Genomic DNA, 13,387 nt, shown 5'->3' on the forward strand with positions numbered 1-13,387 from the left:
ACCCTAGGCCGTTCCGGCGAATATGCGGCTCAGGTCCAATACCGGTATGCGGCTACCCTGTTGTTCAAAGCAGGAAATCGCCATTTCCTGCCAGGCTGGATGTTGGTCTTCCAGTTCGCTGGCCTGGCTATCATCCACCAGCACACGCACCGGCGGTGCCGATAAATGGATGGCTCCCAGACCGGCTGTATTGCTGAGCTGATCATGAAAAGCCACCAGGGCCAGGATGTTGCTGGTACAAGCCTGCCCACCCAGACGCAGGGGCAACTGCATGACCGGCACTACCCGTTTTTGCCAGAAAATCACCTCGCGCATATGGCTGGGTGCAAGCGGCACGTCGAAACTGTCGGGGGCGTCAATAATCTGGATCAGCTCGCGCTGACCGATGGCAACCCGTTGCCCATCCCCCACATCCAGCAGCCAGGCGCTAGCATTCGACATGGCTACACCTCCGGCTGCGGTCTCAGTGCCAAAGCCAGGGCACTGAACTGCAATAAACGTCCGGCATCAGTGACACAGGCCAGGCCAGATTCAAATGGCATCAGTGCCTGTACCGGCGTGTCATTGCAACGCATGGCCATGGGCAGCGAATAATCGACGATATCCAGCTGGGTCAGGACCCGCACGTCATCACACAGCAAACCAAGAAAACCGCTGCCGGTGGCCAGCATGACACAGGCACGGCGGGCCGGCGGCAAGCTTTCCAGCACGCGGAATTCAGCATCAATACACACCACGGGCCAGCGTTGCCCGAGGTAGGCAATACGGCCCAGCGCATGGGGTGGCGGCTCTTGCATATCCATGTCGACCACTGATTCCACTGCACAGATATCACCTTGTGGCAGCATCAGCTTCAAGCCCTCAATACGCAACAGGATACGATTTCTGGTTTCCTGTCTCATGCCCGGCATCATCGCGCCCATACTCATACCCCCGTCAGACGGTTAATATGCTGGAGCAAGGCATCTTCGCTGAAAGGCTTGACCAGATAAGCATCGACACCGGCGGAGTCACCCTGCTGACGGTGTTTTTGGGTGGAACGTGAAGTGATCATGATAATGGGGATGTGTTTTTTCAATTTGCGGGCACGCACATGGCTGGTCAGTTCCAGTCCATTCATGCGTGGCATTTCCATATCCACCAGTATCACGTCCGGCAAGGCTTCATCGATAAGGGCAACTGCTTCCAGTCCATCAATCGCGGTGCGCACTTCATAACCGGCATCACGCATGATCTGTGCACTGGCACGACGGGCTGACAGGGAATCATCAACCACCAGCGCAGTCCGCACATGGTTAGTCTGGGTCTGGGTCTGGGTTTGGCTGTTTACTGGCAAACCGGTCTCTTCATCCTCTACGTGCATGTCCTGCTGCATGGTGGCACGCAGTAATTCGGGCAAGTCTATCACTGGAGCGACACTACCATCACCCAGAATGACGGCACCGATAGTGCCCTGGATTTTTGGTACGTAGCGGCCAAATTTCTTGACCACGACTTCACGGCCATCGACCAGTTCCTGTACCTGTATGGCACAGGTGGCACCGGTATCGGTACTGATCAGCAAGACCGGATATCCATGTGCCTGGGTATCCCGGTTCCGGCCTTGCACGCCAAGCAAATCTTCGAGCTTCAACAGTTGATGTACCGCGTCGCCAACCCGATACACGGGCTGGTTCGCAATCATATCAATTTGCGCATCCGTGATGTAATGGATGTCGAGAATGCGACGGCTGGAAATTGCCATCATATTGCCACCTACCCTGGCCATCAAGGTATGTTCCGACAACAGACTGGCTGGCAAGCGCAACTCCACCACCAGCCCCTGACCGGCGACAGAACGCAAGTTTAGGGAACCTTTCATTTCCAGTATGCGGGAATGCACCATGTCCATGCCTATACCACGACCAGAAGTCTGGGTGCTGGCATCCCTGGTTGAAAAACCGGGCATCAGGATCAGCCTTGCCAGTTCTTCATCGGACAAAATACGGTCAGCACTGATGAGCTTCCGCTTCAGGGCGGTACGACGTATGGCGGCATAATCCAGCCCGGCACCATCGTCCCGACAACGCACGACGATGGAATTGCCTTCCCGGGCAAAACTCAGTTCTATCAATCCGGCAACCGGCTTCTGTTGCGCCAGCCGGCTGGCAAGGGCTTCTATGCCATGATCCACTGCATTGCGCAAGATATGCATCAAGGGGTCGGTCAGGTCATTCAGCATATTGCTGTCGATATTGGTATTCGCACCGAGAATAGTCAGGTTCACCTGTTTGTCCAGCAAGCGACAGGTCTGGCGCACGCTGCGTTGCAGGCGCGATACCACGGTTGTCACTGGTACCAGGCGCGTACGTATCACGGCATGCTGGTTTTCCATTTGCAGGCGGCGCTGCACTTCCAGCAATTCGGCCAGTGAGTGCAGTTGTTCATCGATATGATTCGACATTTCGAAGGCATCTGTTCGTGCTTCCACCAGTTGGGCAGTAATGGTATGCAGTTCGCTATAGCGCTCGAATTCCAGCGGATCAAAATCGCCATCGCTTATGCTGTTGTTGCTGCTATTGCTACTGTTGTTGCTGACGATTTTCTGGGGGCTGCTCATGCCACGCACATCAACCAGGTTTTCCAGATCGGCGATCAGTTTCTGGAACATGATGTCATGCTTCTGTATGGCTTTGGATTGTTTTTGTGTCTGCTTTAACTGCTCCTGGATTTGCGCATTGGAAATCACGTTTTCACCAGCCAGGCGCAGCAATTCATCGACCACCTTGGCAGGTACGCGCAGCATAGGCTCGGCAGCATGCGAGCCCGGTTCGACCAGATCCAGCACCACGCCTTCGGACTGGGCAACGGACATGACAGCAGACAGGCCCTGGCTTTCCTCCGGCACGACATCTTCGGCAATACGCTGGGCAACATGCTCACCACTATGCATCATGCGCACGTAATCACAGACTTGCTGCAAGACTTCCTGTGCCTGGGCCGGTGCCGGGCCGGCATCCATGACGGCTTCACCCATAGCTTCCAGGCAATCACCGGCTTCAGTCAAGATTTCAGACAAGGCACGGTCGGGCAAACTGTGCTGATTGCTTAATGCGATGAGTAAATCTTCCAGGTGATGGGTGAGATTGGCGATACCGGCAATACCGACGGTATTGGCCGCCCCTTTCAGCGTATGGGCGGCCCGCTTGGCCTGTTCCACGTCCTGCATTTTGCCTTCGCCACTGGCCAGTTTTTCTATGGCCGAGGTAAAACTGTTGACCTGTATCGGCAGCTCCTGCAACAGGCCATCGAATAATTCCGTGTTCAGATCATTCGGCAATTGTATTGACACATCAGCAGCACTGATGACGCTTGGTACACTGTCTTCCTGCACACTTTCTGCCAGCACTTTGACGTCGATGAGGCGGGCGAACAAACCGTCGTCCCATTGTGCGGCATCTACCGGCCAGGATGGGTCTATGACCAGTTCCATCAATTCCAGTGCAGGTACTTCTTCTGCCGGATGGTCGAGATAGGCAAGCAGTCTTGCCGGTAAAGTAGCCAGCAGCGCATGCTGGTGCGCGTTGGTTTTTTCATTCAGGGCAGATACCTGCTGTGCCAGGATGGTCAATACCTGTTGCAGGGCAGTCAGGCCTACCGATTCTGCGGTGGCACCTATGCGCAACAGGGCATCACTGTAATTTTGCAGAGCCTGCACCGTTTCTACGCTGGGGGCATCCAATACTTGCACGGCATTCAGATCTTCCGTCAGCATAGCGGCCATGAGACTGAACTCTTTGGCAAACAGCGCCAGCATGTCACTGCTGATTTCCTGCTTCAGGGCAGTAACCTGTACAGTAGCAGGCGCAGGTGTATCCACCCCCGCCGCCGCTGCCGCTTGCACCTGTATTTCTACTATTGCCTGCGGCCTATCAGCCTCAGGTTCTGCTGACTCCGGCTCCGCCATCCATGCGGCGTCATAGATGACATCCAGCAGGCGCGCCGTCAGGTCTGGATTGGACGGGTCGGCAATACCATCCATGAGCATCAGCGGGAAACGATTCAACAATCCCAGTTCAGTTTCGTTCACAGGGCGTGCCACTGTTGATCTTTGCGTCACCACACCGGCAAATGCATGGCAGGCATCTGCAATCGCTTCCATTGTCTGAGCGGACGCACAACTGGAGAACACCTGCAGTTGTGCCGCATAGGATTGCAGGGTAAGGGCATCATGTTCACCACCCTGGCCAAAGTGTTCATCAGCAACCAGGCTTATGATGAGGGCATCCATTGCATCATGCAGGGCGGATAGTGGGTCAGATGGCGCGTTGATATGTGCAGACTGCTGTGCGGCTTCCGCCAGGCTGAAGTTCTGCTCATTGTCAATCGCAGCTAGCGGTATGTTGTAGCTTGCTGTCGTGTAGGAGGCTCCCTCCAGGCTGGCGTCCATCAGCAGCTCATCCGAAGCAACCAGGAACAGGGGTGGCGGTTCATCCATTTCCTCATCGAAGGTGAGCGGGTCGCTGCACAACAACTGCCGCAATTCACAGGAATCAACCTGGTTCAAGGGCATGGGCCAACTGGCCGTGGACAGATGGGCGATCAGGGTTTCTATATTGCGGTCGCCATGATTCAATGCATGGCTGGCCAACAAGTCTGGCCATTCACTCAGCAGGAAATATTCTTCGTCGCTAAGCAGGCGGGTCTGGTTGTGCAGATTGATCAGATTGCGCTCTATCAGGGCGCACACCCAATGCAGGCCTGGCATATCAGCAGCACTGGCGGCGACACGTATGCGCCGCAACTGCTCGATATAACAGGACAATGCTTTGGTGACATCTGCCACATTGGCCGAATGGGTGGCCTCGGTCTCCATGACCTTGAATACCTCGTCCAGCGCACCGAGGACGACATGACTGAAATCTGTCGAATGGGTTTCTAGCTGTTCCATGATGCCTCAGACGAGTGATGGTGGAAAGGGTGGAAACGGTGAGAAAACCCGGCAGCCAACCAGGCTGCCTGCCGGCGAGCCAACTTGGTTCATATCAAACCACCATCAAGCCGCCAGTTTGAACACGCGCACGGTGGACAACAACATCCTTGCGTATTCCACCAGATTGGTGGTTTGGGTGGATTGTTCGTCCAGTTGCAGACTGGTTTCCTGATTGGTTTTCTTGATCTGTATCGCACGATCAAGCAGATCTTGGCTGGCCTTGGCCTGGCCATGGGATTTGATGGCAATCTTCTGTACCGATTCCACCAGTTCCGTAGTGGCGTTTTGGGTAGCCTGCATTTGCAGACCGGCCTGTTCTGCCAGGCGACTACCTTCCACCACCTGGGCAATGGCCGAGTTCATGGTGTTGACCGTATCGGATGTTTCCAGTTGAATATTGTTCACCAGGCCAGAGATTTGCAGTGTCGCTTGCCGCGCATTTTCAGCCAGCCTTTGCACTTCATCCGCAACCACCGCAAAACCGCGACCAGCTTCACCAGCAGACGCCGCATGCATACTCGCATTCAAAGCCAGGATGTGGGTACGTTCGGCAATCGCATTAATCAGGCCGACCACGCCGGAAATTTCTTGCGAACGTTCACCCAGGCGTTTAATCCGTTTTTCTGTTTCGCGTATGATTTCGCGGGTACTGTTAATACCACCCACGGTGCTGGTTACCGTATCCATCGCCAGTTGGGTGGAACGTATCGCATTATCCGCTGCACGGTTGCAAGTCTGTGCCAGGTCAGCAATACTGCGCATTTCTTCAGAGGCCGTCGACAAGGATAGGGTGGTGTGTTCCACTTCCAGCCTTTCTTCTGCCGCTGCAGCCATCACGTTATCGGACTGGGCTTTCACTTTCATCGTGGCTTCCGTCACGTCGGCTGAAATGTTGCTAACGTCGCGCAACACTTTCGCCGTTTCACTGGTCAGCATGTTCAAGGCATCGGATACCGCGCCAGTCACATCAGCAGACACCGGCACTTTGACGGTCAGGTCTTTACTGGCCAGTTGCGCCACCGCCTGCAACAGCACCAGTACGGATTCATTGAGTTTTTCATTTTCTTCTTCGATCGTCTTGCGGCTGGCTTCACGTTCATCCACCATCTTGTCAAACTGGCGCGAGAGTTTGCCAATTTCATCCGGATGATTGCTGCGCGCCCTGACATTGGCATCGCCCTGTGTCAGTTTCTGCATGACTGACACCAGATGTGACACCGGACGGGTAATACTGCGCGTCATCCAGTAAGCCACACCGGCAGCCAGCAAGATAGACAAGGCAGCCACCAGGAACAACACGTTCTTGGCGTTCAGGTAAGTCGTATCAGCCGCGGCACCATCGGTGTTCACCAGCTTGGTTTGATATTCGATCAGGTTATCCATGGAAGAAAACCATTTTTCCTGATCGGCCTGCAGATTACCCAGCAACCAGTTAGTGGCCTCGGCCTTCTTGCCTTCTGTCGCCAGGCGCAGGAATTCCCTTTGTGAAGCGCCGTATTTATTACGTGCATCCGTCGCTGCCTGGAAGATGCCTTTTTCTTCTTCACTGGCGATCAGTTTTTCAAAGCCAGCGATATTTGCATCCTGATTCTGCCTGCGTGACAAAATCAATTGTTGTTCTTTCTCGACCGCAGTCTGTTCATTCAACAGCAGCATGTTACGCATGGAACGCGCATTGGCATTGACGTTACCCAGCATCTTGTAAGCCAACACCACTTTTGGGTAGCTGCCTTCCACAATACGGTGGGTACCATCATTGATGGTTTTCAGATTGGACATCGCCAGCCAGGCGGTGACTGCCAGCAGCAACAACACGGCGGTAAAACCCAGGCCAAGCCGGATACCGATATTCGGAGTACGTAATTTCATTTTGCTCTCCACGAGAAAACATCAACAATGAACATCGATCAATTGTTCCGGCTTTGTTAGCAAAGGACAGGCGGGCTTATCCGTACGGCTGGTAAGGCTGTCCTGATCTGCATTTATCTGTTGCGACTGAGTTTGTCGAAAAAACTTTCGTGATTAAAATCCAGCCAGACCCGTTCATCCAGCATGTACGCAGCTGGCACATGTGCTTCCAGCGTAGCTGGCAATTGCGGCAACTGCGATATGCTGCGCAAACCCACCAGGGGTTGCGGATAGCTATCGATCACCATGCCAACGGCGTTGTCGCCTTTGTCCAGTATCAGGAACAATTTATTCGGCGTAATGTCTGACCTGCGGCCACCCAATACCAGCCCCAGATCAAAGATGGGTACCAGATTGCCGCGCAAATTGATCAGGCCCAGCAAAAATGCCGCTGTGCCGGGCAAGGGGGCCAATGCCTGCGCCCGTATGACTTCACTACCGACCTCGGCCCTGACCAGCAGGTTCAGGGACGCCAGGCGATAACCATAGCGCTTCCTTTCCACCACCGGTGCAGCATCGTTCCACAGCAAATCACCCGGTGGGGTAAAGCGCTGCAAGGCCATACTGGGCGGCAGCCATTCTTTGGCTGGCCCATTGCTGCTGGTGGAAAGTGCGCTCATGATGCGTCTCTTCAAAAATTTCAGGCAGCAATTTTGAGCTGATCAATGATCTGGTCAGCCGTATAGGGTTTGGAAACATAGCCTTTAGCGCCCTGCAACTGACCCCAGATGCGGTCAGCTTTTTGCGCTTTACTGCTGACAAAAACAATGGGAATGCCTTTGGTTGCCGGGTCCTGGCTCAGGCTGCGACAGGCTTCATAGCCATCCATTTCTGGCATGACGATGTCGAGAAAAATGATGGATGGTTTTTCTGCCTTGGCTTTTTCCAGCGTTTCTTTACCGCTGGACGCGGTCACGACCACATAGCCGGCATCGGTCAGTATGGTTTTTATATTGGCCAATTCAGCCATGGAATCGTCGACGACGAGGGCTTTTTTCATACTCATGATCTGCTCCTGAGATAGGTAGACACATTGCTAGAACCGTTCGGACGAACGGAATTTTGAAACAGGGATTGCTTCAGGTTCCCATGGCCAGGCCAGAGGGTTTTTCCATTGCAAAAGGAGCGTCGCCAGCAGTTAAAATTTTCTCCACCACGGCACGGAACTTGACATGCTCTACCGGTTTGGTCAGGTAGCTGCTGCAACCTGATAGCGACCCGCGTATGCGGTCGAAAGGAGAAGATTTGCTAGTCAGCATAATGACCGGCGTACGTTTGGTTTGAGGATGGCGGCGTATGATTTTACAAATCTCATACCCGTCTGCACCCGGCATGACGATATCAAGAAAGATGATGTCGTAGGTCTTTTTCTCCAACATTTGCAAAGCCTGTTCACCTGTTTCTGCGCAATCAGAAGCGATTTTCATGGAACGCAGTTCAAGATCAATTTTGATTCTTGCGGTCGGACTATCGTCGACAATCAAAGCACGATGACCTGTTTGCAATACAGAGGTCGCTGCGGGTTTCTGAACCAAAGTTTGTACAGCAGCCGTAGCCGTCTGTACTGGTGGCGCAGAGACAGCAATTGTATGAACTGCAGGTGCTACAGTAGGTGCTACGACGGGTGGCATGGAAGGCATGATGCGATCCAGTTCATCAGCGACCTGATCCAGCAGGGCCAACATTTTGGTCGGAACCAAAGGATGCAATAAATGATATTTTCCCGGTGTCGCCTGTCCGGCATTGGAAATGAATACGGTGGCTGGCTCAGGGATATTCCGTATCACAATCAAGGCCTGTAATGCAGCACGGGCCTGCATATTCTCAGGATCAAGAATGACGATATCGGGATCGGCAACCTGGGCCGCATCAAACAAGGCATATGAATGCCTGCGTCCGCTTGCCATGGTTAAACTGAGTACGCTGCGAACCAGGCGAAGTTCGTAATCTGACAATCCAAAAACACCAATAAGGACTTTTTTGGAAGCGCCGGAAAGCGCCATAGGATGACTGTTCATGAGCGACCTGCCCTTTAACGAAAAACCGCATGCGCGGATTACGACATCTGGCTACCCTGCGATAGTTTGCGAGGGCCCTCTAGTTTTGCGTCCCACTCTTTCGAATGGTTTGCCCTTGCACAGGCATTGCTGTCCTGTACCAGTCACTACTGCCTGACGACCTGTTGGGCGAATAAACGAAAACACCAGGGACACGGCACCAACAGCCACTTTGTGGCCGCTGCGAATTCAATGTAGTTCAATTAGTTGCAGCATTCAAGGGAAAATTTTACATTTATTTACTTTTCATTTTTTTTGTAAAATACATAAAATTTAGCACGCTCGGCAGATTTTTGAATATTTTGTCAATACATCCTGCATACCTGATTCTATGCATTCAACGATGACGGCATGGCCTATGGATACTTCAAGAACGCCAGGGATGCTGAGGAATTTGGCAAGATTATCCAGATTCAGGTCATGCCCGGCATTCACGCCCAGGCCAGCATCCTGAGCGCGTTTTGCTGCAGCGAGAAAGCCCTGGAAAATCACCTCAGCGTGTGCGCTGCCAAAATGTTCAGCATACGGTTCGGTATATAACTCGACACGGTCCGCACCCAGTTCCCTGGCCAGATGCAGATCCATGTTGTCATAATCAACAAACAGGCTGCTGCGTATACCCATGGCCTTGAGTTCAGCCAGCACCGGACGTAAAAAATCCGCATCCTTGCGCAAATCCCAGCCATGGTCTGAAGTCAGTTGATCCGGCGCGTCTGGCACCAGCGTGCATTGCGCGGGTTTGTTGCGCTTCACCACATCCAGAAATTCCGGTGCCGGATAACCCTCGACATTCAATTCCACGCCACGTGCCTGACAAAGCGCACCCAGAGTTTCCACATCCGAATAACGCGCATGTCGCTGGTCCTGACGCGGATGCAGAGTAATGCCCTGCGCCCCCAGATCCAGGCAGCGGGCGGCAAAGGCCTGTACATCCGGGTAGTTACGGCCACGTGAATTGCGCAGCAGGGCGATTTTGTTGATGTTGACGGAGAGGACGGTCATGGTGATTCCAAAGTCGGGCCAAAGTAATGAAAATCGTGGTGAAAGATTTTTCTGGTTCAAATATTTATCATGGACTTGCTTGCCGTTTTGTACAAGTAACACAGCGAGGTGATTTGTTGGCGTATCTGTTTTTTTACTCCTTCCCCTTGAAGGGGAGGGAATATTTGAAATTTTGAAGATTTCATCGTAAAAAAGCCAGCACAACAGTGCTGGCTTTACAGTACAAACTTCAGGCAAGCTTACTGCTGGAAAATTTACTGCTGGAACGCCAGCAACTGCGCCCCTTCGGTGACCTGATCACCTATCGCATACAAGACTTCATCAATCACGCCGTCATGCGGTGCCGAAATCGTATGTTCCATCTTCATGGCTTCCATGATCAGCAGGGCATCGCCCTTCTTCACTTCCTGTGCCTTGTTGACCAGCACAGCAACGATCTTGCCTGGCATGGGTGCCGTCAGGCGACCTGCCTCTGCCTCGGCTTCACCGGCATGGGCCAGTGCATCAATGTAATGCAAGTCTGTGTGCCTGCCCTGGCTAAAGACGTGGAAGTGTTCACCATCACGCACCACGGTGGCAGCCACAGTCTGGTCTGCAATCTTGATGACGATGTCATTCTCATCCGCCAGTGCCAGTCTGACCTTCACAACAGCATCAGCAGCACCAGCGGCATCACCAAGCTGCACTTGCCAGCCATCGGCCAGATAAGTCACTTGCACCAGGTGCGTCTGTTCTTCTTCCATGAACTGCAAGTTTCTTTGCATCAGGCTATTCATGCGCCAGCCATGGCTGGATCGCCAGGGGTCACTTTTGTTACTTGAGGATTTTTCTGAATTCAGCAAGGATACGACCGCCAGTGCCAGCGTCGTCAGGCTGGCTGCTGCCGGTGCCGGGAATAATTCTGCCTGATTGCGTTCTATCAAACCCGTATCGAGATCAGCGCCGAAAAAAGCCGTACTGGTGACCAGGCGCGAAAGGAAGGCGATATTGCTATGCAGGCCAACGATCTGGTATTGCGCCAGCGCCTGCGCCATACGCGCCAATGCTTCTTTCCTGTCCTTACCCCAGACTATCATCTTGGCGATCATGGGGTCATAGAAAGGCGAAATCGTATCGCCTTCACGAACACCACTATCGATACGGAAAGCTGCCGGATCAGCAGCGCCACCGAGTTCAAAATTCACGGCAACGGGGGTGCGGGCATGGCGTAATGTACCTATCGATGGCAGGAAACCTTTTTCCGGATTTTCTGCATAGACGCGTGCTTCTATGGCGTGGCCATGGATCTTCAATTCATGCTGTTGCAGTGGCAGTTTTTCACCAGCAGCAACACGCAATTGCCATTCGACCAGATCCGTGCCAGTGATCATTTCCGTCACCGGATGCTCGACTTGCAGACGGGTATTCATTTCCATGAAATAGAAAGAACCATCCTGGTTGGCAATGAATTCCACTGTCCCGGCACCCACATAACCCACCGCCTTTGCAGCAGCGACGGCAGCATCACCCATGGCAGCACGGCGCTCTGCTGTCATGCCGGGCGCAGGTGCTTCTTCCAGTACTTTTTGATGGCGACGCTGTACCGAACAATCACGCTCAAACAGGTAGACACAATTGCCATGGGTATCGGCAAACACCTGGATTTCTATATGGCGCGGCCTTTGCAGGTATTTTTCTGCCAGCACTTTATCGTCACCGAAAGAATTGATGGCTTCGCGTTTGCAAGAAGCCAGCGCATCCTTGAAATCAGCCGACTTTTCAATCACACGCATGCCCTTGCCACCACCGCCCGCGCTGGCTTTCAGCAAGACCGGATAACCGATACGGTCTGCTTCGGTATGCAAGAAATCAGCATCCTGGTTGTCACCGTGATAGCCAGGCACCAGTGGTACATTGGCTTTTTCCATCAAGGATTTAGCGGCAGATTTGCTGCCCATGGCTTCGATGGCTGATGCGGGCGGGCCGATGAAGGCGATACCATTTTTTGCGCAGGCTTTGGCAAATTCACTGTTTTCTGACAGGAAACCATAGCCGGGATGTATCGCCTGTGCACCAGTCGCCAGGGCGACTGCGATGATCTTGTCAGCCCGCAGATAACTTTCCTTGGCCGCCGCCGGACCGATCAGCACGGCTTCATCACAGACAGCAACATGTTTGGCGTTGGCATCCGCCTCGGAATACACCGCGACAGTCTTGATACCCATACGGCGTGCGGTAGCAGCAACACGGCAAGCAATTTCACCACGGTTGGCGATAAGGATTTTGGTAAACATGTCTCTAACCTTTTGGGCGGATGTATTGACTACGATAATTGATCACGGTTTTCTTTACCAGAAAAAGGCTTCGCCTTCCTCTGTGTCTCCATCTTTTCTCTTGGTGCTCAAATAAGCTCTGTGCTGAAGAAGTAAGGTCTTCCTCAAGAACAACTACCAGCCTTCGCCTCGACCTTGCCGCGCGTTTTCAAGCCCAGTTTATCCAGCAAGACACGGTCATCCTGTGCTTCCGGATTGGCCGTGGTCAGTAATTTGTCGCCATAGAAAATCGAATTCGCACCCGCCAGGAAACACATGGCCTGCACTGCTTCCCCCATCTGGCGCCGACCGGCAGACAGGCGCACCCGCGCCTTCGGCATGGTGATGCGTGCGACGGCAATCGTGCGCACAAATTCCAGCGGATCGAGTGGGTCCAAACCATACAAAGGCGTGCCTTCCACCTGTACCAGATGATTGACAGGTACCGATTCAGGGTAGGGATTCAGGTTCGCCAATTGCGCAATTAAACCGGCGCGCTGACGACGTGATTCACCCATGCCGACGATGCCACCGCAACAGACCTTCAACCCGGCACTGCGTACATGACCCAGGGTATCAAGCCTGTCCTGGTAATCACGGGTAGAAATGACATTGCTGTAAAACTCGGGCGCGGTATCGAGATTGTGGTTGTAGTAATCCAGGCCAGCGTCTTTCAAACGCTGTGCCTGCTCTTCTTTCAGCATACCCAGGGTGGCGCAGGTTTCCAGGCCCATGGCCTTGACTTCGCGCACCATGGTTTCAACTTTTTCCATGTCGCGGTCTTTGGGTGAACGCCAGGCGGCACCCATGCAAAAGCGGGTCGCGCCGTTTTCACGCGCGGCTTTGGCGGCGTCCAGCACTTCACGCACATCCAGCATTTTCTTGGCTTCGACACCGGTGTCATAACGTGCCGCTTGCGGACAATAACTGCAATCTTCTTCGCAGCCGCCAGTCTTGATGGACAAGAGCGTCGCCAGTTCGACATCGCCATCCGGGAAGTTGGCGCGGTGTGCAGTCTGTGCCCTGAACATCAAGTCATTGAAGGGTAAGTCAAACAGGGCCAGCACTTCATCCACGGGCCAGGTTTCCGCTTCGATTTTCTTGACCGGTGGCTGGAATTGCACGGCTTGCAAAGTCGTATCAGTAGCTTGCATCTT

General features: G+C 53.4%; 10 protein-coding genes and 1 riboswitch. All 10 genes read right to left on the reverse strand.

Annotation, left to right across the window (positions count from 1 at the left end; translation table 11 throughout):
- Positions 1–3: 3 nt before the first annotated feature.
- Entirely contained in the window at positions 4–441 is a 438-nt protein-coding gene (locus tag ACO0LM_RS14940) for a chemotaxis protein CheW (protein WP_423038071.1), read from the reverse strand.
- Positions 442–443: 2 nt separating this feature from the next.
- On the reverse strand, positions 444–902 hold the full coding sequence (locus ACO0LM_RS14945) for a chemotaxis protein CheW (protein ID WP_423038072.1): 459 nt from the start codon (positions 900–902) through the stop codon (positions 444–446).
- Between the two features lie 23 nt (positions 903–925).
- On the reverse strand, positions 926–4,930 hold the full coding sequence (locus ACO0LM_RS14950; RefSeq protein WP_423038073.1) for a hybrid sensor histidine kinase/response regulator: 4,005 nt from the start codon (positions 4,928–4,930) through the stop codon (positions 926–928).
- Between the two features lie 105 nt (positions 4,931–5,035).
- The gene (locus ACO0LM_RS14955) at positions 5,036–6,841 is read right to left on the reverse strand and encodes a methyl-accepting chemotaxis protein (protein ID WP_423038074.1); all 1,806 of its coding nucleotides are present in this window, start codon (positions 6,839–6,841) and stop codon (positions 5,036–5,038) included.
- Positions 6,842–6,954: 113 nt separating this feature from the next.
- On the reverse strand, positions 6,955–7,500 hold the full coding sequence (locus ACO0LM_RS14960) for a chemotaxis protein CheW (RefSeq protein ID WP_423038075.1): 546 nt from the start codon (positions 7,498–7,500) through the stop codon (positions 6,955–6,957).
- A gap of 20 nt (positions 7,501–7,520) precedes the next feature.
- The gene (locus ACO0LM_RS14965) at positions 7,521–7,886 is read right to left on the reverse strand and encodes a response regulator (RefSeq protein WP_423038076.1); all 366 of its coding nucleotides are present in this window, start codon (positions 7,884–7,886) and stop codon (positions 7,521–7,523) included.
- Between the two features lie 73 nt (positions 7,887–7,959).
- Positions 7,960–8,898, reverse strand: coding sequence for a response regulator (locus ACO0LM_RS14970; protein ID WP_423038077.1), 939 nt, complete (start codon positions 8,896–8,898; stop codon positions 7,960–7,962).
- A 39-nt stretch (positions 8,899–8,937) separates the two neighbouring features.
- Positions 8,938–9,022, reverse strand: a riboswitch (cyclic di-GMP riboswitch).
- 188 nt (positions 9,023–9,210) lie between these two features.
- Positions 9,211–9,939 carry a pyridoxine 5'-phosphate synthase gene (locus ACO0LM_RS14975; RefSeq protein WP_423038078.1) on the reverse strand — a complete coding sequence of 243 codons (729 nt, stop codon included), beginning with the start codon at positions 9,937–9,939 and terminating at the stop codon, positions 9,211–9,213.
- Positions 9,940–10,193: 254 nt separating this feature from the next.
- The gene (locus tag ACO0LM_RS14980; RefSeq protein WP_423038079.1) at positions 10,194–12,212 is read right to left on the reverse strand and encodes an acetyl/propionyl/methylcrotonyl-CoA carboxylase subunit alpha; all 2,019 of its coding nucleotides are present in this window, start codon (positions 12,210–12,212) and stop codon (positions 10,194–10,196) included.
- A 143-nt stretch (positions 12,213–12,355) separates the two neighbouring features.
- Complete coding sequence (gene bioB / locus ACO0LM_RS14985) at positions 12,356–13,384, reverse strand: biotin synthase BioB (protein WP_423038080.1); 1,029 nt, start codon at positions 13,382–13,384, stop codon at positions 12,356–12,358.
- Between the last annotated feature and the right edge of the window lie 3 nt (positions 13,385–13,387).

The sequence above is a fragment of the Undibacterium sp. Di26W genome (genome assembly GCF_049340265.1).
GTDB lineage: Bacteria > Pseudomonadota > Gammaproteobacteria > Burkholderiales > Burkholderiaceae_D > Undibacterium.